Below are 23,243 nucleotides of genomic sequence, written 5' to 3'. Positions count from 1 at the left end.
GTATAGTTTTAGCTAAAAGCACAAAGCATTTAAGGATAGTATGTTTAAGCGAGTTGGTTTAATTGTTGGAGCTGTATTACTAAGCATCTTGCTGCTTGGTTATGTATTTCGCTTGCCATTATTACAGTGGGTTATAGCGCCTGAGCTTAAAAAAGCAGGCATTACGTTAAGTTGTCTCGATTTTTCAATTACGTCTAGCTTAAATATCCATTCTGATAAAGTGTGTTTAAATTATCAAAATCAACAATTACAACTCACTGGTATTACTGCAAATACAAAGCGTATAGATATTAAAAATGCAGTGCTAACGGTTAATTCACTCCCTAAAAGTGATAATGCTAATCAAGGTGCTAAAAATCTCGATTTAGCACTTCCCTTAAATCGCCCATTAATCAGCATTAAACAGCTTGTAGTAAAAAGTGACGAGCTCAATAAGCCACTTAAAATAAGTATATTAGAACCCGAGCTAAATAAATTTAATGTCTCAGGTGATATAAAAGCGAGTGCAATTTTGACTGCTAATAAAGTAAGTGGTCAGTTTTTAATTAATGACACACTTTTAAAGCAAGTTATAAACACTAAAAATACATTAATCTCAGATGCTAATTTTAATATTCAGCAAGCATTTAGTTTTGATGGTATAGAACTTGAGTTAAATGGCGATATTAGCTCCCAGTTTACTCACATGTATGAGTTTTCTCATACAAATCAGCAGTGCCAGGTTAACGTATTAACCAATGGTAAATTAGCGACTCGTTTTAATTTAAATAGCCAAGCGTTAATATTGAATACCGACTTTCTAAATAACAAAATTAATTTAACACCAAGCTGTGCCGAGTTAATTCCACCGAGTGAATACTCAGACTTTGTGAGCAATCAAGTTCCTTTAAATTGGCAACTTAAACTCCCTCAATCAATTCGCTTAGAGGGTAGTGAGCTCAGTGTACCTGTAATTAATTTGGTAAGCGTGGGCTATAAGCAATTTGATATTTTAATAACAGATACAACACTAAATATTACATCTCCACTTGAGTACTTACAGACAAATTTATCAGCTCAAATAAATACACCCGATATAAATAATATTAGCGTTAATGCTCAGTTATCTGGCGCTGTGATTAAAGGCGATTACGCCGTTATGCTTGAAAGCTTGCCTGAGTTTGTCCCTGCAACAGCGAATGGGCTTAGCCTTAGTGGTCGCTTTGATATAAGTGAGTTTATAGACTCAAAACCAATTGGGCTTATAAATGCTAAATTAACGCTTAATAGTGTAGATGCGTTTGATATAAGTGCAGTGCAATATCAAGGTGATTTAACAGCAAAAATGGATAAACAGTTAAACGCAGAGGTAGCGTTAACTCAGCAATTAAAAAGCGCAGAATATAAAGAATTTAAAGTCACAGATATAAGTAACACATTAACAGCAAATGCTAATTTAGGCGTAGGTGAGTTATTTGCTGATCTAACAGCAAAAACGAATATAAAGGCTGTTAATAGCCCTGACATAAAACTTAATAATATAAAAGTAGAGTCTACGGGCTTGCAAAGCCGTGCACTAAAAGCCTCGCATCACGCATTTATAAACGATGTTGAGTTAGTTATAAATCATCATGTGTCGTCGCAAGCTCATCCGTTTGAAGTCATTATTCCTGAACAAAGTACTCTGCCGTTAAATGCATTTATTAGGCAATTTGAGCCACTTGCACAGCTAACTAAGGGCGAATTTAATGGCTATATTAGTGGCGATGTAAACTTACAAAATGCACTGTTCAATATAGGGATTAGTCATGCAAGTGCACTGTATAACGATTACCTTGCGAGCGATTTAAACAGTACATTTAGTGGGGAATATAATTCAGGTAAGCTTAATGTAAAACCAACTACCTTTAATTTAAATGAGTTTAGGGCGGGTGCCGTAGTTAAAGCGATTGAAGGGCAATGGCAAGTTAATAGCAATACCGCGCTTATAAATGATGTAAAAGGAAGTGTGTTTGGTGGCGAGTTTTCATTAGATAGCTACACAGTAGGGAAGCCAAACCAAGTTGCTAATGTTAAGTTTGAAAATATTGATGCGAGTAAACTTGTTACATTCGACGATAAGTCGGGCATTGTATTAACGGGACGCTTGGCGGGGTCTTTACCGGTTCACTTTGATAGTGGAAAAATTGAAATAATTGACGGTAGCTTATTTAGCCAAGGAACAAGTAATTTAAAAATTACCAATAATGCCGCGTTTGATTCAGTAATGCAGCAACAGCAAGAGTTACAACCTGTGTTAGGGCTATTAACTAATTTAGATATTCAAAAACTTAATAGCAGTGTGGCACTAAAAAATGATGGTTGGTTAAAACTAGGGGTTAATTTGCAAGGCTATAATAAAGCAGAACAGCAGCAGGTTAACTTTAATTATAACCACGAAGAAAACGTATTTACACTTTTACGCGCACTGCGTTTAAGTGACGAAATTACACAGAAAGTTGAGCAACAATACTCACAAAAAGGAAACTAATAATGAGACAGTCGTTATTGATAAAAGTACTGCTCGCGCTAGGTGCTATTAGTGCACTCAGTGCCTGCACGCACCGTGTTGAGGTGTCTGCTAAAGAGCCCATTACTATTAATTTAAATGTGAAGGTCGATCACGAAATTCGCGTAAAAGTAGATAAAGAGCTCGACAGTTTGTTTAGTGACGACAGTGAATTGTTTTAAGGAGTTAGGAGATGAATAGTATGAAAAAATTAAATGTTATTACGTTAGTTAGTGCAGTATGTATGTCGTTCTCTGCTTGGGCTATTAGCCTTGATGACGCTAAAAACCAAGGTTTAGTAGGTGAGGATAGCTCTGGTTATTTAGGACTTGTTGTACAAAACGCAGAAGCTAAAGCCGTTGTTGATGACATAAATGCAAAGCGTAAAGCGCAGTACTTAAAGTTGGCTAAAAAGAATAACTTGTCACTTTCACAAGTAGAAGCGCTTGCTGCCGCTAAAACAATTGAAAAAACCCAAAGTGGTCATTACGTTGAAGTAAATGGTAACTGGGTTAAAAAATAAGCTTAAGTATTACCTTGTTTTTCAAAAGTTTTGCACAAAGTTTTGTACAAAACAAAATAAAACCGAGCATTTAAGCGCTCGGTTTTTTACAGCCTTCAAGTAACTGCTGCCAAAAATCAATACCCTTACGCCTTGCTAAATTTATATTATGCTCAGGAATAGATTCAGGCTCGTTATAACTATCAAGTGCTTCACTCATACTTGCTTCGCGAATTAAATGCAGGGTAGGAAAGGGTGCTCTATTTGTGTAGTTTGCGGCATCGGTCTCATCGCTATCGGCAAATACGTAATCAGGATGAAAATTAGCAATTTGATACTTACCTTCAAACCCCTGCGCGACTAAAAGTGCATTAGCTAAATCGACCAAGTCTAAAAAGTCTTCAAAGTCACTAAAGCCGTTGTCAAACATGATAAGGGTGGTTTCGCGCTCTGGTTCACGGTCAAGCTCAACACATTGCTCAAGCATATCCATTACAGCATCATCCATACTTGCTGCTGGACTTACGATGTAATGAATACAGTTGTTTTCTACTTCTTTGCGAGCAAACGGGCAAAAGTTATATTTAACAATAACAGATGACACCCATTCGCGGGTTTGGCTTATAGCTATGTTGGTCACGGTTTTGGCTCTAAATATTGATTAATAATGGTAAGTGTTTTTTGTATAGCACCTTGGTTTTTAGTTACGCATTGCGCAGCTTTAATACCTAAGGTTTGGCACGCTTTTGTGTTTTGGCTAAACGTTATAAGCTGCTTTGCGAGTTCGTCGTTACTATCAACCACTACAGCGCCTTTAAGTTTTATTAGCTCGGGATAAACATGGTCAAAATTGTATGTGTGTGGACCTGTTATTACACCTACCGAAAACGCTGCTGATTCCAGTGGGTTATGCCCACCTCTGCGAATTAAGCTGCCACCAATAAAGCTCACATTTGCAGCGCCATATAAACACTGTAATTCACCAAGCGTATCAGCAAGAAGTACTTGCTCATTATTATAGTTATTTTGGCTACGACGGCTAAAACTAAGTGGGCTTTGTGTTAAATGCTCAGCCACTTTATCAAATTTCTCTGAATGGCGCGGGGCAATTATAAGTAATGCATTAGGTTGCTTTTTTAGTAACTGTTGGTGAGCTGCCAATACTAATTCATGTTCTACAGGATGTGTTGAGCCTGCTGCCCATACAAAGCGTTCGTCACTTCTATAAAGCTGTTTAAGGTTGAGTACTTTAGCTAATTGCTCGTCACTTGGTGTTATATCAAATTTTATTGAGCCTGTTACATGGCTTTTTGACTTATCAAGACCAAGCTCTATAAAGCGTTCAGCATCTGCTTTGTTATGGCTCGCAAGTACTGTAATTGAGCGCATAATAATATGCGTTAATTTAGCGACCTTTTGATAGCCTTGCTGCGACTTTTCAGAGAGTCTTGCATTGATAACAAGTACCGGTATATTTTTTTTGTGACTTATCGCCATTAAATTTGGCCATAGCTCGGTTTCTAAAATACATAATGCTTGTGGCTTAATACGCTTTAAAAATCGGGCTGTCGCAAACGGAAAATCGATTGGTAAGTAGCTACACGCCACAGTATTTTTAAACTGGCTAAGTATTTGCTCTCTGCCTGTTGGGGTATTACAGGTTATAAGTATATTTAGATTTGGATGCGCTTTTTGAAGAGCTTTAATAAGCGGCGTTGCGGCAAGTACCTCACCAACAGAAGCACAATGAAAAACTAAAGGTTTGGTTTTAGTCGTAAATAAAGACTTACTGATAAAGCCAAAGCGCTCTTTAAAGTGTGCACGATAGCCTTGGTTTTTTTTACCTCGTAATATATAGAGATAAAATACAATCAGTGGGCTAATAAAAATTAATGCGGATGAGTAAAAAATGCGTGCCATACTGATCTTTCTTAAAGGGAGATGGCGTTAGTTTACCGTGAAATAGCCGTTTTCTAAACATACTCACAATAAAATATGGTCTGGGTTCAGTTATTACCCGATAAAATGCACACAATTAAATAAAATTATGGAATAATGGATTTAATTTTTCCCTGCTATTTCAGTTCCTAGAGGAATTTTTCATGTCAATTATCGATTCAGTGGCAACTAGCTACGTTGAAACATTAAACCGTCATCAAGCATTATTTGAAACGATGGAAGCTTATCATCAAGAATCTATGCAACTGTTAGAAGCATGCCACAGCGCATTACAAGCTGGTGGCAAGATTGTTTGGTTTGGTAACGGCGGTAGTGCAGCCGATGCGCAGCATTTAGCAGCAGAATTTGTAGTGCGTTACAAATTAGAACGTGGTCCGCTTGCCTCTATGGCATTGACGACTGACACCTCTATTTTAACAGCGCACAGCAACGATTATCACTTTGATACGGTGTTTGAACGCCAAGTTCAAGCGCTATGTAAGCCAGAAGATTTGGTTATTGGTTTAACCACATCAGGTACTAGTAATAATATTAATTTAGCATTAGAAGCGGCAAATAAACTAGGCGCTTTTACAGTGGCATTAACTGGACGTGATGGCGGTAAAGTAAAAGATATTGCTAAGTTACCTATCATTATAAAAAATGACGAAACAGCACGTATTCAAGAAGCTCATATGTTTATAGGTCACTGGTTATGTGAAGCCATGGATATGGTTGTTGCGGAGCAGCAGTAATGGATTTATCGTTATTAAAAAACTTATCAGCGGCACGCATATTAGTTGTTGGCGATGTAATGCTAGACCGTTATTGGTATGGCGATACAGGGCGTATTTCGCCAGAAGCGCCAGTACCTGTTGTTAAGGTAAGTAAATTTGAAGACAAAGCGGGCGGCGCAGCTAACGTTGCAAAAAATATAGCGCGGTTAGATGCAAAAGTTGGCTTACTGGGCTTAATTGGTGAAGATGAAAGCGGGCAGATTTTAGAGACTATTCTAAAAGGTGAAAAAATAAGTTCACAATTAGTCAGTGTATGTGATTTACCGACTATTTCAAAAATGCGTGTTATTAGCCGTCATCAACAACTCGTTCGTCTTGATTTAGAAGAAACGTTTACCGAGCAACACAGCCAGCTTTTATTAAACCGGTTAGAGTTGGTACTTGATGAATACGACTTTATTGTGTTTTCTGATTACAGCAAAGGATCTTTAAGCTTAATTAAAGAGATGGTAAGCCTTGCTAAGGGCGCCGGAAAAACGGTTTTAATCGACCCTAAATCGCCAGATTTACATTTATATGAAGGTGCTGATTACATTACGCCTAATTTACATGAGTTTAAGTTAGCGGGTGGTCAAACCGATTCAGAAGAAGCTTTAGCTGCAAGTGCGCGTGATTTAATTAGCAAAAATGGCATTAAAGCCATGTTGCTTACGCGTTCTGAGCAAGGTATGTCGTTAATTAATGCAGATGAAAAGTTTGATTTTGCAGCACAAGAGCTTGAAGTAAGCGATGTGACAGGGGCCGGTGATACGGTTATAGCTACATTAGCCGTTATGCTTGGTGCGGGCATGGAACCCAAAGATGCTGTCGAAATTGCTAATTTAGCGGCAGGTATAGCGGTTAGTAAATTTGGTGCTGCAACTGTTTCGCCAGAAGAGTTAAGTCGTAAGCTTGGTCAGTATTTACATACTACTGGTGAGCATTACCAAACCCCATTTGATGATGTACTTCAGCATATTGAATTTGCAAAACAAAACGGTGAAACCATTGTATTCACTAATGGTTGTTTTGATATTTTACATGCTGGGCATGTGCGTTATTTAGCACAAGCTAAAGCGCGAGGCGATAGGCTCGTTGTTGGATTAAATAACGATGAATCTATTACGCGCTTAAAAGGGGCGGATCGTCCTATTAACCCACTAGATGAGCGTGCAATGGTACTTAGCGCACTTTCATCTGTTGATTGGGTTATTCCGTTTGGTAGCTTAGATGAAAATGATACTCCCGCTAAATTAATTGAGCAAATAAGCCCTGATATTTTAGTTAAAGGTGGCGACTATACCGTAGAGCAAATAGCGGGTGCTGAGCATGTACTTCGCCATGGCGGAAAAGTTGAAGTGCTTGAATTTTTAGATGGGTGTTCAACATCAAAGGTAATAAGTAAAATTAAACAGTAATACCAATTTTATTAAAAACATGATCATTCTAGCGTATTAAATAACTCACTAACTACGTTAAAAATTATTTATATAGAACAACTATGCATCATAATTTTAGCCTTGTTATTGAGCTGTTTTCTTATCGCTATAATAGATCACTAATTTAATGCAATTGGTATAATACCAAACTGCATAAATCTTTGATCAATTTAACGAATTAAATTGCACTATAACGTCGTTAAAAATTTTTTATTTAGAACAACTAGATACAAAAATTTTTGCCTAGTTCCAGCGTAATTTTCTTAACGTTAAATAGACCCTATATATAAGCAGATTGGTATAATTACTGATTTAAGTTACTAAAAATACAAAAAAGGGATGAAAACACGGTTTTCATCCCTTTTGCTTTTAATATCTTACTTTATTAAAAATAACGTATTAAAAGTTATATTCGTACTTGGCAAATGCTGATGTATCGTTTTCAGCGCCGTCATTGTTAGAAGCAAAAGCACCTAGCGTTAAGCGTCCGCCCATAGAAAGCATTCTGTAACGTAATTCTAACTGCTTACTATTAAATCCTGTTTTGGTAATTGTATTACCTAAGTTAGGGTTGTTAGGGTAACGGTCGCGATTATCACTGTTGTAATCAACATTGCGCAATTTAACCTGCCAATCATCGCCATTAGATAGTTGGCCTAATAAAGTTAAAACAACGGATTGTGCATCGTTATCATAGGTTGAACCAATAGTGCGACCATGGTAGCGATAACCTGATTTATATTCAGTGTGTTCGTAATAGCAATTTTCAGTGGAAGACTCAGAACTACAAGATACGCCCGTATCTGTATATTCAACATTCACCAATATATTTTGATCGTATATGCGCTGTGTTGTTTGTACACCAAATAAATAGGCTCTATCAGCAGGTTTAAATTGCGAACTTGCATCTTCACCAATTGTGCTTGCATATAATGCATAAGGTTGCTCAAAGAGTGTGTCAGACCAGCGAATGTCGACACCGGCAAGTTGGTTGCCAATTTTTGAATCCAGTGCGCTGTCACAGCTTTCACTGCCATTAGCACACGTCGTTTGCCCGGTGATAACATCAATAAAATCCCCCGCTGAACTTGGCTGACCGTCACCAGCCCATTGTGCTGACCAGCTAAGTGCAACTTCTAACTGTTGGAGTGGGCGAAAATTAACACGGCTACTCCAAAGTAACGCGTCAGGAATTACACGAGTTGATTCAAGCTTTGCCATTTGGGCGGTAAAGCCCCATTGGCCGATCCAACTTAACCAAGGGGTTTCAAAGGCAGTACTTTGCTCTCGCGTTATGCTTACTGCTGGGAGTGGCTTGGCATTGCCTGACATTATTAAACTGTTATCAACACCAGGTCCCCAAAACTGTTCAACAGCACCTGCTCTAAAAATCCAGTTACCTAAGCGATACGCTAAATAACTATCGTCGAACGAGGTATCTTTACAGTCTATAAGTGCTTGTTCATTAGTAACAATATCATCTGTTTTTTTGTCTTTGGCTAAACACTTCTTTCCATCACTTCTTGAGTTAACGGCGATTTTAGCTGCAAAGTTATTGCCTAAATAAGTGTAAGCTGCTGAAAGTTCAGACTCTTGCGTGTTAGTCGCACCAAAACTGGTTGCAATAATAGAATCTGTGGCTGCAAAAGCGGCAAGTTGAACGTTATGCGAACTACTATTTTCTGATTTATAGCGATGCTTTACGCGCAGTAACGCATCTTGCAAGCTTGGCGTTAATTGCTCAAGTGGCGTGCTGTCAACATCATTTATAAAGCTCTTCCACATCAGCGGGTAAGTGGTTACAGGGGCTAAAATAACACCAGCATCAGCTAATTGTTGAATATCAGCTCTTAAGCCATAATCATCTGGTTTTACCCATGGTTCAGCATTAACTGATACGCTTATTGCACAAAAGAGAGTAGAAAGAAGAAAAATTCTGTTTCGCAAAGTTCAGATCCTTATGATTGAAATTGCCGCCAAGTTTATCAACCTAAGCTAGCTATTGCAGCAAATAATAAAATAAAGAGGGTTAATTTTTTGTATAAAAATGTAAGCTATCTATCGTAATAAGTATGCGATTGATATACTGGATGCAAAATAGGAAATAAGGAATGTAATGAGCAACAAACGACTTTTATTTATTCCGGTATCATCACCACAAGGCATTGGTGAATATATGCGTTCGTTGCTATTGGCGCAAAGTTTACAAATCGAATTTGCGAACTCTATTGATATCCACTTCATATTAAATAAGCATACGGCGTATGCAAAAGATTGCCCTTTTGAAACCACATTACTTGAACATTCAGCCACTAAAGAACTTGATTATGTTTGCGAATTTATAGAGCAATTTAAACCTGATGTTGTGGTTTTTGATTGTGCAGGACGCGCAGGGCATATGAAAGCAGCTAAAAAAGTAGGGGCTAAAGTCGTTTTTATTTCCCAGCATGCTAAAAAACGAGCAAAAGGCTTAAAGCTTAATCGAGTTAATTTAATTGATGTACATTGGGTTGTGCAGCCCGATTATTGCATAGAGCCACTAACTTGGGCTGAAAGCACTAAGTTAGCAATGTTTTCTCTGGCATACCCAAATAATGTAGGTCCTTTTGTTGCTTTTGCATCTAGTGAGCAAAAACGGGATGTGTTGAATCGATATCATTTAGAGCCAAATAGCTACTTTATTGTTAATGCGGGCTCCGGTGGGCACAGTGTAAATAACTTAAATTGTGCGGATGTTTATTTTAATGCTGCTCTTAAAATTACTAAACGTACAGGGTTAACAGGTGTTGTGGTTTTTGGTCCAAATTATCCAGGCGTTATCCCAAACTCTAATGAACTTATTTGCTTATCAAGCTTACAAAATACTGATTTTTTGGCGCTAATGAGCCAAGCTAAAGTCGCGCTGCTTAGTGGTGGCGATACTTTACTGCAAGCTATTGCAGTTCAAACTCCTGTTGCTGCATGCGCTATATCTAAAGACCAAGCAGCACGTTTAGCGCACTGCGTTGGTACAGGGGTTGTTTTAAAAGCGAATTTTGATACTGATGATATATCGGCTAAAGTCGAGCATATTATTGAAACGTCTTTTTATAATGGGCTTGTTAATAAATATGCTCAGCTTGAAAATATACACAGCTATGATGTTATTACTGAAGGTGTAAAAAATATGCTCATAGGAGATCATTCATGAACGTTATAATTGTTATTGATTCATTGGTTGGCGGTGGTGCTGAAAAAGTGATGCTTACGCTTACCGAGGAGTTGATAAAGCTACAGCATAATGTCACTATTTTATCTCTTGCTAGCAGTGTTGAGTACGATATTCCAGACATGGTGAATGTTGATAGTTTATTTTCAGATAGAGCATCTAAAGTTGATAGATTTTGGCAGCGTAAAAACAGTGTTTTGAAACTCGAAGCGTGGTTTGAAAAAAAACAGAGCGAGATTGGCAGTATTGATTTAGTTCTTTCTAACCTTGATAGAAGTAATAACTTACTCGCACGCAGTAATATCAAAAATGTTCATTTTGTTATTCATAACTCCGTTAATGCTGAACTTGCTCGTCAAAAAAAGTTAGGTCCATTTTCTTACTTATACCTTAAAAAAAGTAAACAAAATTTAAATGGTAAATCACTGATTTGCGTATCAAAGGGGGTTGAAAAAGAAATAACACAAGGGGATTTAATTCGCCCAAGTGCAATTACGACTATTTATAACCCGTTTGATTTTGAAAAAATAAATCAGCAAGCGAACGAGCAAAATAACAATATTCCAAGTGAGCCTTATTTAATTCACGTCGGGAGGCTTGCTAAACAAAAGCGCCACGATATATTATTTGCAGCGTTTGCCAAGCTTGATAAAAAATACAAGTTAGTACTTTTATGTAATAAACCGGCTAAAGCACTAAAGCTTGCACAGGCGTACGGCATAGAAAAGCAGTTAGTAGTGCCGGGCTTTCAGCAAAACCCGTATAACTGGATTAGACATGCCAAAGCATTGATCCTTAGCTCTGATTTTGAAGGGTTTGGAAATGTAATAGTTGAGGCATTAGCGGTGGGTACTCCGGTAGTTAGCACTAATTGTACATTTGGACCAAACGAAATATTAACAGGCGAGCTAAGTAAATATTTAGTACCCGTTCAGCAAAGTGAGGTATTAGCCAGCGCTGTTAAGCAGGTATTAGCTGACAAACCTAATATAAAAAACGCTGAAATTTTAAAACAAGTACAGGCAGAGCAGGTGGCTCTGCAGTATTTAGCGCTAGTTAACTAGCGCTTTATAAGCTTTAAGGTAGTTGCTGTGTAGTGTTTGCCAGTCGCTCACTTGCCAATTAAATGTATTATTTCGGCCTTGTTCTTTTAAAAATGAACGTTCAAGGCGCGTTATATTACTTTGTTGCCACTGTGCATTAGGTTTTTTTATTTCACCTCTATCAAAGTCGATAATATACACATCACCAATGTCATTAAATAAAATGTTATTAATGTTCAAATCGGCGTGGTACACACCTTTTGCATGAAATAGCGCGATTGTTTTCGCAATGCGCTCCAACTCATCGTTAGTCAATGGGCGTTCAATTAATATATCGAGTACACTTTTAGCACCAGTGACGGCCTCTGTAATAATATCACCACGATAAATTAACCCGCTGCGGGTTACTTTAGCTGCAATAGGGGTTGGTACGTTTAAACCAAGCTCTATAAGCTTACTCATTAAACTAAACTCTTTATACACGCGGGTTTGTTCAAGCCCTAGGAATGAATATTGATCGCTTAGTAATTTACCGACTAAACCACCACGCCAATAATGCCTCAGGACGGCTGTTAATTTGTCTTGTTTAAAAAACCATGCTGTTGCTCTGCCTTTTTTAGCACCCACAATTTTATTTTGTTGTTGCCAAAAATTGGCATCAAACCAATCGAGAGTAATTTGGCTTGTGTATTTAGGATGGCTTAATACAGTGTGATTGCCTTGCACGTGTTGTTTAAACATAGCTCTGTGTAATTGCTAAATAATGTGACTATATTAGCGCGTTTTAAAGCGCAGGATAAGTGCTTGCAATAGCGTGATTATAATTTAAGATCGGCTTTTGTATTTAATACCTAAGGGAATGTGTGACTCAAGCTCCTAATTATTCATCTATTTGTATATTAAGACTCTCAGCCATTGGTGACGTATGTCATGGTGTGAGTGCAGTACAAGCTATTCAAAAAGCACATCCTAATGCAAAAATCACCTGGATTATTGGCAAAGTAGAAGCCATGTTACTTGCTGACTTACTGGGCGTTGAGCTGGTGGTATTTGATAAAAAGCAAGGCAAAGCTGCACTTAAAAGCTTAAAACAACGCTTTAAAGGTCAACAGTTTGATGTACTGCTTAATATGCAAGTTGCACTAAGAGCGGGGTTAGTAGCGCGTTGTATTCCGGCAAAAGTAAAAATAGGGTTCGATTGGGCACGTTCAAAAGAATTACATAGCTTATTTATTAATAAACGAATAGCCCCAGAAGCTCAGGCGCATGTGCTTGAAGGCTTTAAAGGTTTTGCAAAAGCCATTGGTGTAGCTGATTATAAGCCTAGCTGGAACATGCCATATACAGAGCAAGACCAAGCGGCTGCAGATGAGTTACTAACACCAGAGTACCTAACTAATAAACTATTAGTAATATCGCCCGCAGCAAGTAAAGCACAGCGCAATTGGCTCGTTGATCGTTATGCAGCATTGGCTGATTATGCAAGTGGGCAAGGCTTTAAGGTGGTATTGACGGGCGGCCCAACCGAGCTTGAAATTAGCCTAGCAAATAGCATTATTGAGCACAGCAACACGCCTATTTTAAACTTGGTGGGTAAAACGAAACTCAAAGAATTGTTGTGCGTGTTAAAGCGTGGCAGCTTAGTGCTCGCGCCCGATACTGGTCCTGCACATATGGCAGTAACTGTTGGTACGCCGGTTATTGGTTTATATGCACATTCAAACCCAGCACGAACAGGTCCTTACTTATACCAAGACTACGTGGTTGAGGTTTATCATCAAAATTTGCTTAAACAAACCGGTAAAACGGCAAAACAAGTCTCGTGGGGGACGCGCGTTAAAGGCGATGATTTAATGAGTCAGATTACGGTTGATGATGTAAAAGCGATGTTTGATCATGTTGTACAAAAAGAGTCTTTGTAATGAATAAGCAACAAAAAAATAAAGCACTTTTTTTAGATCGAGATGGCGTGGTAAACGTTGATCATGGTTATGTGTATCAAAGCGATAAATTTGAATTTATTGACGGTGTTTTTAGCACTTGTAAAACATTTTATGATGCAAGCTATAAAATCATAATCGTCACTAATCAATCTGGAATTGGTCGAGGTTATTACAGCGAAGCTGATTTTTTAGCACTGACCGACTGGATGAAAGACCAGTTTAGTGCCCACAGCATTGAAGTTACCGATGTGTATTTTTGCCCGCATCACCCTAAAAAAGCGCGCCCTGAATATTTGAAAGAGTGCAGTTGCAGAAAGCCTGCGCCAGGTATGTTATTACAAGGCATACAAGAGCATAACATCGACCCTGCTTGCAGTATTATGGTGGGCGATAAACTCAGTGATATGCAGGCTGCGAAAAAAGCGGGCATCACTACACGCGTTTTAGTGCGTTCAGGGCAAAGCTTTGACGAAAGCGCTAAGCAAGAAGCTGATTTAATTATCGATTCTATAAACAGTTTACCTGCACTTTTAAATACATAAATAAACTAAACAGATTAGCCTGTAAACTGGCAGGAATTCCTTCCAGTTTAGGGCGTTTGCGACGAACTGCAAACCGTGCATTTTCCCCATTAAACTTTTACAATACCCCCCATAATAAACAGTCGCTTAAATGTGGTTGTGTACCCGTTCAAATAGATGGAGAACCTAGATGAGAGCATCTGCTTTTTTTAGCCAGTTACAACAGCAAATTGAAGACGTAAAAACCGAAGGTTTGTATAAAAACGAACGTATTATTAAGTCCCAGCAGCAAGCTCAAATCGAAGTTGCATCAGGTAAAGTAATCAACTTTTGTGCTAATAACTACTTAGGTTTAGCTAATAGCCCAGAGTTAATTGAAGCGGCGCAAAATGGTTTAAATAATCATGGTTTTGGTGTGGCTTCAGTACGTTTTATTTGTGGCACTCAAGATATTCATAAAACACTAGAGCAAAAAATCAGTGCGTTTTTAGAAACAGAGGATACTATTTTATATTCTTCATGTTTTGACGCAAATACAGGTTTGTTTGAAACTATTTTAGGCGCAGAAGACGCTATTATTTCTGATTCGTTAAATCATGCATCAATTATCGACGGTGTACGTTTATGTAAAGCTAAGCGTTTTCGTTATGCAAATAACGACATGGGTGATCTTGAGAAGCAACTTATTGCAGCAGATGAAGCAGGCGCTAAAACTAAACTAATTGCTACCGATGGCGTGTTTTCTATGGACGGCGTTATTTGTAATTTAGAAGCTGTGTGCGACTTAGCCGATAAATATGATGCGCTTGTAATGGTAGATGACTCTCACGCAGTTGGCTTTGTTGGCGAAAACGGTAAGGGTACACCTGAGTACTGTAATGTATTAGACCGTGTAGATATTATTACCGGTACATTAGGTAAAGCGCTGGGCGGTGCTTCAGGTGGTTATACATCAGGTAAAAAAGAAATTGTTGAATGGTTACGTCAGCGTTCACGCCCATACTTGTTCTCAAACTCATTAGCGCCTTCAATTGTTACTGCATCAATTAAAGTACTTGAAATGCTTGAAAATGGCGGCGAGCTTCGCGCTAAACTTTGGTCAAATGCTAAATATTTCCGCGAGCAAATGGAAGCTGCTGGTTTTACGTGTGCAGGTAAAGATCATGCAATCATCCCTGTAATGCTAGGGGATGCCAAAGTAGCCTCGTTAATGGCTGATAAGCTACTTGCTGAAGGCATTTATGTCACTGGTTTTTCATTCCCTGTAGTACCAAAAGGGCAAGCGCGTATTCGTACACAAATTTCAGCGGCGCATAGTATTGAGCAACTTGATATTGCGATTGATGCATTTACCCGTATTGGTAAAGAAATGGGCGTTATTTAATTTTATTTTAAACCGAAGCCTCGCTTCGGTTTTTTAGTTGAGTGTGGATTATGAAAGCATTATCTAAATTAAAAGCAGAACCGGGCATTTGGATGACAGATGCACCAAAGCCAGAAGTGGGTCACAACGACTTACTGATTAAAATTCGCAAAACAGCTATTTGTGGTACCGACGTACATATTTACAAGTGGGACGAGTGGGCAAGTAAAACCATTCCAACGCCTATGGTTGTTGGTCATGAATATGTTGGTGAAGTCGTTGATATGGGACAGGAAGTTCGTGGCTTTAAAGTAGGTGACCGCGTATCTGGTGAAGGTCATATTACGTGTGGGCACTGTCGAAATTGTCGTGCAGGGCGTGTACATTTATGCCGTAATACAACGGGTGTAGGTGTAAACCGTGAAGGTGCGTTTGCCGAATATTTAGTTATTCCTGCATTTAACGCATTTAAAATTCCAGATAATATTTCTGACGAACTCGCTTCAATTTTTGACCCATTTGGTAATGCAGTTCATACCGCACTATCGTTTGACTTAGTTGGTGAAGATGTACTTATCACTGGTGCAGGCCCAATTGGTATTATGGCAGCAGCCGTTGCAAGGCATGTTGGAGCTCGCCACGTTGTAATTACCGACGTAAACGAATATCGCCTAGATTTAGCACGTAAAATGGGGGCTTCACGCGCTGTAAACGTTGCAAATGAAAAGCTTGAAGATGTAATGAAAGAGCTAGGTATGACAGAGGGTTTTGATATTGGCCTTGAAATGTCAGGTGTGCCAAGCGCGTTTAATTCAATGCTTAATAATATGAACCACGGCGGTAAAATTGCCATGCTAGGTATTCCACCATCTGATATGGCAGTTGACTGGAACCAAGTTATTTTTAAAGGCTTGGTGATTAAAGGTATTTACGGTCGCGAAATGTTTGAAACGTGGTACAAAATGGCAAGTTTGATTCAATCTGGTCTCGATTTGAATCCAATCATCACACATCAGTATTCTGTGGATGACTTCCAAGCTGGCTTTGATATGATGATTTCAGGCCAGTCAGGCAAAGTAATTTTAAACTGGGATTAGTTTTAAAAATTCTAGATAGGGCGGCTTAGGCCGCCTTTTTTATACTATTAATTAAAGAGACTCCAATGGCATTTAAACATATTTCTATAGCGCAAACGTTAGAGCTTTTAGATAAAGAAGACGTTGTAATTGCAGATATTCGCGATCCTAATTCGTATCAGGCTGGTCATATTCCAGGCTCTGAAGCGCTGTCTAACGGTAATATTGCGCAATTTATGATGGAAAAAGAGTTCGATCAGCCAATTATTATCGTGTGTTATCACGGGATGAGCTCTCAAGGTGCCGCTAGCTATTTAGTTGAGCAAGGTTTTGAAGACGTTTACAGTATGGATGGTGGTTTTACTGCTTGGGAAGCGGCTTATAGCGAGAAAGTAGAGCGATGATAGAGCTTGGCAGTTTAAATAACCCGCGCGCCGCACAGGGCTTTATAGATTATTTAAAAAGCCAAGGCCTAGATGCAAAGATACACCCAGCTGATGGCAGTAATGTCATTATTAGTGTGCTTGAGGAGGACTTTCATCAAGTGCAGCCGCTATGGGCTGAATTTACACAAAACCCTAATCATGAACGCTATCAACAAGCGTCTTGGGATGTAGGTAGCACACAATCGCCGCTTAAATATCAAGGGCAATCACTTAATTTAATGGCGCGATTTAAAGCGCTAAGCTGGCTTAATCAAACGGTTAGCATATTGAGTCTTGTTATTTATGTTGCTTTTTTATTGGGGGGATTTAATGAAATTTATACTGTGCTGCAATTTAATCCATCGCAACCGCTTAGCTGGTTAACTCCCGCTCTTGTTCACTTTAGCGCGATGCATATTGTGTTTAACTTAATTTGGTGGATGTCGCTTGGTGATAATATCGAAAAGCAATGTGGGAAATTAAGCTTAATCGGCTTATTTTTGGTGACTGCGCTTATTAGTAATTGGGCACAATATTTAATGGTTGGCCCCAATTTTGGCGGCTTGAGTGGTGTAGTGTACGGGCTACTTGGTTTTTGCTGGATCCATAGCTTTTTAAACCCTAACAAGCCTGCGTTAGTAAGTACGGCAATAGTTGGTTTTATGTTAGTTTGGTTAGTGCTTGGCTTTGCAGATGTATTGTTTGTAGGTATGGCTAATTGGGCGCACTTAGGTGGGTTAATAAGCGGTATTGCTTATGCCTACACCGCAAAAATATTTAACAAAAACAGTTAGCGTTAAAACCAATCCGCTTGATTATGGCCATTATTTAACTATTTATAAGAATTTACTCTGTTAAATTAAGCAATGCTTACGCGGATTGGTATCAATTACTAATGATATAAATACTTAGTAAACAACACTTCACGGATAATTTCGTGGCCAGTTTCTTCTTTTAACAAGCTTTTAAGTCTTTCGAAGCATTTAGCGCGTATTTCTTCGCGGCCAATAAGTGATTTTATTTTTTCTTCAGGTTCTTTTGATAATATTTCAACCAATGCGTCGCGAAGTAAAGGCGTGTGGTGTTCTACAATCGCTATGTCTGATGTATCGGTCAGCATTAAATCCACAGTGACACGCACATAGCCCATTTTTTTACTCGAAACGCCAATGTAGTTAGTAATAATGTCAGGCTCAAAACCAAAATAACCAACGGTCGATTTTGCGTTTGCCGTTAAGCTTATAGCGCTCATTATTAGTGCAAAAAGACCTATGTATACTATTTTTTTCATATTTAAAGCGTTTCCGTAAATCTGTTACAAATAGTTTATACTTAATAAGTCCTAATAAACAGCGCCAAGCAATTATTTATATTAGTTATTTTAGGCTGCCGAATCATCACTTTTTCAAATGCATCGGCAATGTTATCATTACCTTGGATTTTATTTTATTGAGCTAATGTGACTACTTTCCCTATTTCTTTATCTGTTGATTGGTCTCCTGCTTCACAAGTAAGTGATTTATCTAATTCTGAGCACGATTGGCTGTTTGAATCGCATTCTTTAACGGCTAAATTAAAAAGTCATTCGCAATCCTTTAGTGTGAAAGTGCTTAGTGAGCAGGTTTTTGACTTATCAATACAGCAGCAAAAATTACTTAATTGCACCTTAACATCAGCATTGAATCGCGAAGTGCTATTATTGTGTGACGATAAACCTATGGTATACGCGCAAAGTTGGCTGCCAGATAATCTATTACTAAAGCAATCAAAAAACCCTTTGCATAATATGGGAGAAAGGCCATTAGGCGATGTGATTTTTCAAGATCCAGAACTTGTTCGTAAAAATATAGAAATTGCGCGCTTTAATTCCATCCATCCATTGCAGCAACTCGTGTCACAATTAAATTTGCCTAAGCAAACCTTACTAGGCAGACGCAGTGTATTTTCATTGCAAACTTATAACTTTTTAGTCTGTGAAGTTTTTTTACCCGGAGCGTATTTGTACTCATGAAGCTAGCCCTTTTAAAAGCCAACCATATTCCTTATTACATACAGCTAATGCGTGTAGATAAGCCTATTGGTACGTTATTATTGCTTTGGCCAACATATTGGGCATTATGGTTTGCTAATAATGGCATGCCAAGCTTGGTTAATTTTGTTGTATTTACACTTGGCGTTATTGTGATGCGAAGTGCTGGATGTGTAATAAACGACTTTGCAGATAGAAAAATAGACGGCTCAGTAAAGCGCACAGCCCAGCGCCCACTGGCTTCAGGGGTCGTTAGTAGTGGTGAAGCGCTTAGTTTATTTTTGCTGCTTATTGTACTCGCGTTTATTTTGGTATTAATGCTAAGCATTAATACTATTTTACTTTCTTTCGCAGCGCTGGCATTGGCATTTTGTTACCCGTTTATGAAACGCTACACACAGTTACCCCAAGTTGTACTCGGTGCAGCTTTTGGTTGGGCAATACCTATGGCTTACATGGCTTCAATAAATCAATTACCTATACAAGCTTGGTTGTTGTTTTTTGCAAATGTTTGTTGGACGGTGGCTTACGACACTATGTATGCCATGGTTGATAGAGACGATGATTTAAAAATAGGTGTTAAATCAACAGCTATCTTATTTGGTAGGTATGACCGCCATCTCATTTTTTTACTTAATGCGATGTTTATTACGTTAGTTGCTTTTATAGGTTTAGTTAATGGGTTGTCTGTCCCCTTTGGAATTGGTTTGGGGATAGCAGCGGGTTTATTAGTTTATCAACAAGTGCTTATCCATCATCGTGAACGAGATGCCTGCTTTAAAGCATTTTTAAATAACCACTATGTAGGCTTAGCTATTTTTATTGGTTTGTTGTTTTCATATCCAATAGTATTTTAAAGCCTCAATAAAGGTTGTTAAAATACGCTATTTTGAGCTATCGGGGTGGATCAATAATACCGCTAATAGATGCATTTTTTCTAAACCAACCAGCTATTGAGTAGCGCTTGTCTATGGCTGGGAGTACCTCGTGAACAAAGCGCTCACTTTCAAATAGCACTAAGGTGCCAGCTGTGGGCTTAATAATGATTTCGATTTCTTTACTTTTATGTTTATAAATAACAAGTTCGCCGCCTTGAGCTGGCGTGTTTAAGTAGAGCACACTCGTTATAACCCTATTGGAGCGGCCTTTAAAAGCATCAACATGTTTTTTATAAAAATCACCCGACGTATATTTGGCATAATGGCATTCATAATCAAATAAGCCGATAAAAAACGTGCGATTGAGTGTCGTTTTAATGTTTTCCATTATAGCTTGATAAGCTACTTGAGCTTGTGAAGTGCCATCAAACCAATAGGTTTTATCTTTGCGAATACTATCGTCTACTTGTAAATTATTTAAACGACCAATACCAGCAAGTGTAAAATGCGGGTTTATACGATAACAATCTGCCATTAAATCGCTAATAAGTCGTTCATCAATAGCTTGATGAATAACACTGTAACCTTGTACTTCTATTTCAGTTAAATAATTGTCGTAGGCTAATAGGTTGAGCATTTATGTCAGCTGTTTTTTTAAGGTGCGACAGTGTAGCCGAAAAGATATCAAAAGCTACCACTTTTATGTCGCATAGTTCTTAAAAACAGCGCTGTTTCAGTAACCTGAACTCTGGATAATAAATTCATCTCAAATTGCTATTGTCAGTGCTAACTGCGTTGAATTTACTTGCAATAAGCCCGCTATTGACACGTAAATTCGCCTTGTTTTCACTGATAATCACTGGTTAGAGAAAGATAAGCTTACATGTTTTTACATTTCAATGTGTTAATGAATCTCTTAACCAGAGTCCAAGTTACGTAATCGCCGTTGCTGCCTTTTTGATCAGCGATAACAAGTGCTCTACATGTTCGCCAACAGCTGTTTTTTGGCTTGTTTGAACAACCAATTGTTCATGGCTTACATCTTTATTAGTTTTTAATTGAACCAGTTCAGAGTGTTCGGCGACTGTGTTTGCATGCTCAATACTTGCAATAGCAAAATGATCAGACTTAGCAAGGCCAACCATCACCTGATCAATATTACCCACTTTAATACTTGACGATTTATTCAAAGAATCAATCGCTTCATTTAACATAGTTTGCACTTGCTTTGATTGGGAAAAGCAGCCAAACATAGGGTATTTATCTAAGTCACGCTTACTAATATCATTTTGATGAGCAAGTGGGTGATTATTAGAAACGAATAAAATGAGTTGATCTGGCAAATGTATATCACTGCCTATGCTATTAACTGCTTGGGAGTAAACACTAATATCTATTTCACCTTGCTGCAGTTTACGGCTAAGTTCGTGCTGCTCTTGCAGTTGCATCTCTATTTTTACATGAGGGTATTGTGCTAAAAATTGCCCACAAGAAATAGGAACTATACTGCTTGCTGTATTAGTGTAGCCAATCACGAGTTTTTCATCAGGGCTGCCATTAGCTGATTGAAAAATACGTTTTTTGGTTAGCTCTAGTTCACAGAGGGTGTTTTGGGCGTATTCAAGAAAAAGTTCACCCTCAGGAGTCAGTTTTACTGAGCGAGTAGAGCGCTTTACTAATTTATATCCAATTTCATCTTCAAGAGTTTGAATGCTGCGGGTCAGTGCTGAAGTACTTATTTTAGTTTGCTCTGCTGCTTGTCTAAAATGACGTAATACGCCAAGCGCTAAAAATTGCTCTAATTGTTCAAATCTCACTCTATAGTCCCTTTTTATAAGTAAGCTGTAAATTGTGCACACATCAATTATATTAAGTTTAGCTGCGTGGCTAAAAAATTAATATTTGATGTATTTACAATTTTTGGGAATCCCTTTTATATCTCAATATCTAACCGTTAAAAGTTTACTTTTTATTCATCCAATATAAGTAAATAATAAAAAATATTTTTAAAATTAGATTAATAGTCATCTTACATTAAGTTAACCATTCGATTTAATGAAAAAGTATGCCACAAATAAGGGTACTGATTAAAGCACAATTTATAAATAATTGAGTGAAAAATGACTTGTATCAGTTTTTACTTAACAAAATTACGGTTAATACGATTACTAAGAGGTTTATTCTCAATGCTTTGTAATTCTATTTCGATCGCATCGCATGAAATATAGATCTCAAACAAGGAAGTTAAGAGTGACAAGCTTAGGCAGGTCAAACTAATACCAAACAAAATAATACCGGTTGTATTAAATTCAATAAACAAAGCGAACATAGACAGTGTGCACAATAAAAATGCAGCTACGCCATATACCTGCATTGTTCTTATTAAGTTTATCCGTTTTCTTAAGTTAGTGATTTGAGCAACTACAACAGGGCGAATTGATTCGCCTTCACGGGCATTTAACTCCCTAATTAATTGCGCTAGCACTAAAAATCGGTTTGTATAGGCTAGTAATAATAGTGATATCGCTGGAAAAAGTAGGCCTGGGGTTGTGAGTGTCATGTTTATTCCTTAGAAAGTGCAGCATGCAAGTAGTGCAGATATTGTTAACATAAATAAATGAGGTGGATATTGCAAAATATTAATAATAGCAGTTCAACAGATAGTGCTTTTCAATGGGTTACAATATACAAAGCTGAAAATACCCTTGAAGCTAATATTATTAAAGGTTTAATACTCGCAAGTGGGATTGAATGTAAAATTGCAGGTGAAATGCTACAAGGAGCCATCGGTGAGATACCATTTGAACAGACACAGGTTAGTGTGCAGGTTTATGTGATAAAAGAGCGCCATGCGCGGCAAATATTGGTAAACTATCAACAAGTAAAACAATCAGCTCCAGACTGGGTATGCCCTAACTGCAATGAGCATAATGGATCAACATTTGATTTTTGTTGGTCGTGTGAGACGTTAAAAAATGACTAAAGCAAATAATTTTCAGCGCATTAGAGAGCTAAACTATTTACAAAAAGCCGTTTTAGCGAGTGCTTTAATAGAGCGCATGCTACCAAATTACGGTTTATTTAGCGAGGCAACTGGGTTTGGTGATGAAACCTTGTTACGTAGTTCGCTTAATGTTTGTTGGGAAAAAATATTACTGCCTAAAAGTAAAATAGATCTCGAAAAACAAGTTGAAAAAATAGAACCAAATGTTCCTGAACTTGCTGATTTTGATATGTTTGGTACTTACCCTGCAATTGATGCTGCTACCTCTTTACTTAGTTTAATGCATGGTTTAATGGCGCAAGATGAGCAAGAGTTCATTAGTGTGAGTAAAATATCGCAAGCTACCGTTGCGCGCTTTATTGAATATCAAATGACCGTTGAAGGTGAAGTTGCAGATAATAAAGCAGTGAGAGAGCATCCACTAATGCAATACGAAATTGAAGTATTGGGTGAGCTAATTGATTTTGTAGAAAACATGGGGCGTATTACCTCTGAAAGCGTAAAGGCGCTTAAAAAGTTTGCCCTAGAAGATGGCCAAACCAATATTGGCCTGGCGTTATAAAAACAGCGA

25 protein-coding genes are annotated in these 23,243 nt (G+C 38.0%); 17 read left to right on the top strand and 8 right to left on the bottom strand.

What is annotated here, in order from left to right; all coding sequences use genetic code 11:
• Positions 1-40 precede the first annotated feature (40 nt).
• The 3 genes from H5119_RS03060 to H5119_RS03050 are packed head-to-tail and all read left to right on the top strand — an operon-like array spanning position 41 to position 3,050.
• Positions 41-2,509: a YdbH domain-containing protein gene (locus H5119_RS03060; RefSeq protein WP_182701166.1), complete on the top strand. Its 2,469-nt coding sequence runs from the start codon at positions 41-43 to the stop codon at positions 2,507-2,509.
• Positions 2,510-2,511: 2 nt separating this feature from the next.
• Complete coding sequence (locus H5119_RS03055) at positions 2,512-2,709, top strand: YnbE family lipoprotein (protein ID WP_007584699.1); 198 nt, start codon at positions 2,512-2,514, stop codon at positions 2,707-2,709.
• 11 nt (positions 2,710-2,720) lie between these two features.
• On the top strand, positions 2,721-3,050 hold the full coding sequence (locus H5119_RS03050) for a YdbL family protein (protein WP_182701165.1): 330 nt from the start codon (positions 2,721-2,723) through the stop codon (positions 3,048-3,050).
• Between the two features lie 70 nt (positions 3,051-3,120).
• On the opposite strand, the gene H5119_RS03045 is transcribed toward H5119_RS03050, so the two are convergent.
• Together H5119_RS03045 and waaA are read right to left on the bottom strand one after the other, a co-directional pair.
• Positions 3,121-3,669 carry a DUF1415 domain-containing protein gene (locus tag H5119_RS03045; protein WP_024598958.1) on the bottom strand — a complete coding sequence of 183 codons (549 nt, stop codon included), beginning with the start codon at positions 3,667-3,669 and terminating at the stop codon, positions 3,121-3,123.
• Positions 3,666-4,949 (bottom strand): lipid IV(A) 3-deoxy-D-manno-octulosonic acid transferase, encoded by a 1,284-nt coding sequence (gene waaA / locus H5119_RS03040; RefSeq protein ID WP_182701164.1) that lies wholly within the window; start codon positions 4,947-4,949, stop codon positions 3,666-3,668. The genes H5119_RS03045 and waaA overlap by 4 nt, the downstream gene beginning before the upstream one ends.
• Before the next feature lie 182 nt (positions 4,950-5,131).
• On the opposite strand from waaA, the gene H5119_RS03035 reads away from it, so the two are divergent.
• Both H5119_RS03035 and hldE read left to right on the top strand, forming a co-directional pair.
• Positions 5,132-5,722, top strand: a complete 591-nt coding sequence (locus H5119_RS03035; RefSeq protein WP_002961065.1) for an SIS domain-containing protein — start codon at positions 5,132-5,134, stop codon at positions 5,720-5,722.
• Complete coding sequence (hldE, locus tag H5119_RS03030; protein WP_165729385.1) at positions 5,722-7,161, top strand: bifunctional D-glycero-beta-D-manno-heptose-7-phosphate kinase/D-glycero-beta-D-manno-heptose 1-phosphate adenylyltransferase HldE; 1,440 nt, start codon at positions 5,722-5,724, stop codon at positions 7,159-7,161. The genes H5119_RS03035 and hldE overlap by 1 nt, the downstream gene beginning before the upstream one ends.
• A gap of 420 nt (positions 7,162-7,581) precedes the next feature.
• Here hldE and H5119_RS03025 read toward each other — a convergent pair whose 3' ends face one another.
• Positions 7,582-9,129, bottom strand: a complete 1,548-nt coding sequence (locus tag H5119_RS03025) for a capsule assembly Wzi family protein (protein WP_182701163.1) — start codon at positions 9,127-9,129, stop codon at positions 7,582-7,584.
• A gap of 169 nt (positions 9,130-9,298) precedes the next feature.
• Here H5119_RS03025 and H5119_RS03020 point away from each other — a divergent pair, with 169 nt between their 5' ends.
• Positions 9,299-10,372 (top strand): glycosyltransferase family 1 protein, encoded by a 1,074-nt coding sequence (locus tag H5119_RS03020; RefSeq protein WP_182701162.1) that lies wholly within the window; start codon positions 9,299-9,301, stop codon positions 10,370-10,372.
• Positions 10,369-11,454, top strand: coding sequence for a glycosyltransferase (locus tag H5119_RS03015; protein ID WP_182701161.1), 1,086 nt, complete (start codon positions 10,369-10,371; stop codon positions 11,452-11,454). Before H5119_RS03020 ends, H5119_RS03015 begins: the two co-directional genes overlap by 4 nt.
• Here the strand turns inward: H5119_RS03015 and H5119_RS03010 are convergent.
• Positions 11,443-12,174 carry a 3-deoxy-D-manno-octulosonic acid kinase gene (locus H5119_RS03010; RefSeq protein ID WP_182701160.1) on the bottom strand — a complete coding sequence of 244 codons (732 nt, stop codon included), beginning with the start codon at positions 12,172-12,174 and terminating at the stop codon, positions 11,443-11,445. The genes H5119_RS03015 and H5119_RS03010 overlap by 12 nt on opposite strands.
• Positions 12,175-12,296: 122 nt before the next feature.
• On the opposite strand from H5119_RS03010, the gene H5119_RS03005 reads away from it, so the two are divergent.
• The 6 genes from H5119_RS03005 to glpG all read left to right on the top strand — a co-directional run bounded on the left by H5119_RS03005 (position 12,297) and on the right by glpG (position 17,555).
• Complete coding sequence (locus H5119_RS03005) at positions 12,297-13,355, top strand: glycosyltransferase family 9 protein (RefSeq protein WP_182701159.1); 1,059 nt, start codon at positions 12,297-12,299, stop codon at positions 13,353-13,355.
• Positions 13,355-13,918 carry a D-glycero-beta-D-manno-heptose 1,7-bisphosphate 7-phosphatase gene (gmhB, locus tag H5119_RS03000; protein WP_182701158.1) on the top strand — a complete coding sequence of 188 codons (564 nt, stop codon included), beginning with the start codon at positions 13,355-13,357 and terminating at the stop codon, positions 13,916-13,918. The genes H5119_RS03005 and gmhB overlap by 1 nt, the downstream gene beginning before the upstream one ends.
• Positions 13,919-14,087: 169 nt before the next feature.
• Complete coding sequence (locus H5119_RS02995) at positions 14,088-15,281, top strand: glycine C-acetyltransferase (protein ID WP_182701157.1); 1,194 nt, start codon at positions 14,088-14,090, stop codon at positions 15,279-15,281.
• Between the two features lie 50 nt (positions 15,282-15,331).
• Complete coding sequence (gene tdh, locus H5119_RS02990; RefSeq protein ID WP_182701156.1) at positions 15,332-16,357, top strand: L-threonine 3-dehydrogenase; 1,026 nt, start codon at positions 15,332-15,334, stop codon at positions 16,355-16,357.
• A 65-nt stretch (positions 16,358-16,422) separates the two neighbouring features.
• Positions 16,423-16,740, top strand: a complete 318-nt coding sequence (glpE, locus tag H5119_RS02985) for a thiosulfate sulfurtransferase GlpE (protein WP_077537084.1) — start codon at positions 16,423-16,425, stop codon at positions 16,738-16,740.
• Positions 16,737-17,555 carry a rhomboid family intramembrane serine protease GlpG gene (glpG, locus tag H5119_RS02980; RefSeq protein WP_182701155.1) on the top strand — a complete coding sequence of 273 codons (819 nt, stop codon included), beginning with the start codon at positions 16,737-16,739 and terminating at the stop codon, positions 17,553-17,555. The genes glpE and glpG overlap by 4 nt, the downstream gene beginning before the upstream one ends.
• Positions 17,556-17,653: 98 nt before the next feature.
• Here glpG and H5119_RS02975 read toward each other — a convergent pair whose 3' ends face one another.
• Positions 17,654-18,052 (bottom strand): flagellar basal body-associated protein FliL, encoded by a 399-nt coding sequence (locus tag H5119_RS02975; protein ID WP_077537086.1) that lies wholly within the window; start codon positions 18,050-18,052, stop codon positions 17,654-17,656.
• Between the two features lie 168 nt (positions 18,053-18,220).
• Here H5119_RS02975 and H5119_RS02970 point away from each other — a divergent pair, with 168 nt between their 5' ends.
• Both H5119_RS02970 and ubiA read left to right on the top strand, forming a co-directional pair.
• Entirely contained in the window at positions 18,221-18,772 is a 552-nt protein-coding gene (locus tag H5119_RS02970) for a chorismate lyase (protein WP_182701154.1), read from the top strand.
• Positions 18,769-19,647 carry a 4-hydroxybenzoate octaprenyltransferase gene (gene ubiA, locus H5119_RS02965; RefSeq protein ID WP_182701153.1) on the top strand — a complete coding sequence of 293 codons (879 nt, stop codon included), beginning with the start codon at positions 18,769-18,771 and terminating at the stop codon, positions 19,645-19,647. Before H5119_RS02970 ends, ubiA begins: the two co-directional genes overlap by 4 nt.
• Before the next feature lie 37 nt (positions 19,648-19,684).
• Here ubiA and H5119_RS02960 read toward each other — a convergent pair whose 3' ends face one another.
• From H5119_RS02960 to H5119_RS02950, 3 genes are all read right to left on the bottom strand, one after another.
• A complete protein-coding gene (locus H5119_RS02960; RefSeq protein WP_182701152.1) occupies positions 19,685-20,305 on the bottom strand; it encodes a 2OG-Fe(II) oxygenase in 621 nt (206 codons plus the stop codon).
• Between the two features lie 295 nt (positions 20,306-20,600).
• A complete protein-coding gene (locus tag H5119_RS02955) occupies positions 20,601-21,485 on the bottom strand; it encodes a LysR family transcriptional regulator (RefSeq protein WP_077537090.1) in 885 nt (294 codons plus the stop codon).
• A gap of 320 nt (positions 21,486-21,805) precedes the next feature.
• Positions 21,806-22,228: a DUF2721 domain-containing protein gene (locus H5119_RS02950; RefSeq protein ID WP_077537091.1), complete on the bottom strand. Its 423-nt coding sequence runs from the start codon at positions 22,226-22,228 to the stop codon at positions 21,806-21,808.
• A gap of 69 nt (positions 22,229-22,297) precedes the next feature.
• Between H5119_RS02950 and H5119_RS02945 the strand changes: the two genes are divergently transcribed.
• Together H5119_RS02945 and H5119_RS02940 are read left to right on the top strand one after the other, a co-directional pair.
• Positions 22,298-22,651, top strand: coding sequence for a DUF2007 domain-containing protein (locus tag H5119_RS02945; protein WP_138584664.1), 354 nt, complete (start codon positions 22,298-22,300; stop codon positions 22,649-22,651).
• The gene (locus H5119_RS02940) at positions 22,644-23,234 is read left to right on the top strand and encodes a YjaG family protein (RefSeq protein WP_138584663.1); all 591 of its coding nucleotides are present in this window, start codon (positions 22,644-22,646) and stop codon (positions 23,232-23,234) included. Before H5119_RS02945 ends, H5119_RS02940 begins: the two co-directional genes overlap by 8 nt.
• Positions 23,235-23,243 lie beyond the last annotated feature (9 nt).

It is taken from the genome of Pseudoalteromonas sp. SG45-5 (assembly GCF_014164085.1).
GTDB classification, from domain to species: domain Bacteria; phylum Pseudomonadota; class Gammaproteobacteria; order Enterobacterales; family Alteromonadaceae; genus Pseudoalteromonas; species Pseudoalteromonas aliena.
The sequence above is the reverse complement of the archived record's forward strand: the minus strand, read 5'-3'. Positions and strand labels throughout refer to the sequence as shown.

Bases quoted from the DNA above. Each gene is read 5' to 3' on its own strand.
- H5119_RS02995 (WP_182701157.1), top strand. From the start codon at position 14,088: ATGAGAGCATCTGCTTTTTTTAGCCAGTTACAACAGCAAATTGAAGAC.
- ubiA (WP_182701153.1), top strand. From the start codon at position 18,769: ATGAAGCTAGCCCTTTTAAAAGCCAACCATATTCCTTATTACATACAG.
- H5119_RS03060 (WP_182701166.1), top strand. From the start codon at position 41: ATGTTTAAGCGAGTTGGTTTAATTGTTGGAGCTGTATTACTAAGCATC.
- H5119_RS02950 (WP_077537091.1), bottom strand. From the start codon at position 22,228: ATGACACTCACAACCCCAGGCCTACTTTTTCCAGCGATATCACTATTA.
- H5119_RS02975 (WP_077537086.1), bottom strand. From the start codon at position 18,052: ATGAAAAAAATAGTATACATAGGTCTTTTTGCACTAATAATGAGCGCT.
- hldE (WP_165729385.1), top strand. From the start codon at position 5,722: ATGGATTTATCGTTATTAAAAAACTTATCAGCGGCACGCATATTAGTT.
- H5119_RS03015 (WP_182701161.1), top strand. From the start codon at position 10,369: ATGAACGTTATAATTGTTATTGATTCATTGGTTGGCGGTGGTGCTGAA.
- H5119_RS02960 (WP_182701152.1), bottom strand. From the start codon at position 20,305: ATGCTCAACCTATTAGCCTACGACAATTATTTAACTGAAATAGAAGTA.
- H5119_RS03055 (WP_007584699.1), top strand. From the start codon at position 2,512: ATGAGACAGTCGTTATTGATAAAAGTACTGCTCGCGCTAGGTGCTATT.
- H5119_RS03020 (WP_182701162.1), top strand. From the start codon at position 9,299: ATGAGCAACAAACGACTTTTATTTATTCCGGTATCATCACCACAAGGC.
- gmhB (WP_182701158.1), top strand. From the start codon at position 13,355: ATGAATAAGCAACAAAAAAATAAAGCACTTTTTTTAGATCGAGATGGC.
- H5119_RS03035 (WP_002961065.1), top strand. From the start codon at position 5,132: ATGTCAATTATCGATTCAGTGGCAACTAGCTACGTTGAAACATTAAAC.
- H5119_RS02940 (WP_138584663.1), top strand. From the start codon at position 22,644: ATGACTAAAGCAAATAATTTTCAGCGCATTAGAGAGCTAAACTATTTA.
- H5119_RS03050 (WP_182701165.1), top strand. From the start codon at position 2,721: ATGAATAGTATGAAAAAATTAAATGTTATTACGTTAGTTAGTGCAGTA.
- glpG (WP_182701155.1), top strand. From the start codon at position 16,737: ATGATAGAGCTTGGCAGTTTAAATAACCCGCGCGCCGCACAGGGCTTT.
- waaA (WP_182701164.1), bottom strand. From the start codon at position 4,949: ATGGCACGCATTTTTTACTCATCCGCATTAATTTTTATTAGCCCACTG.
- glpE (WP_077537084.1), top strand. From the start codon at position 16,423: ATGGCATTTAAACATATTTCTATAGCGCAAACGTTAGAGCTTTTAGAT.
- H5119_RS03010 (WP_182701160.1), bottom strand. From the start codon at position 12,174: ATGTTTAAACAACACGTGCAAGGCAATCACACTGTATTAAGCCATCCT.
- tdh (WP_182701156.1), top strand. From the start codon at position 15,332: ATGAAAGCATTATCTAAATTAAAAGCAGAACCGGGCATTTGGATGACA.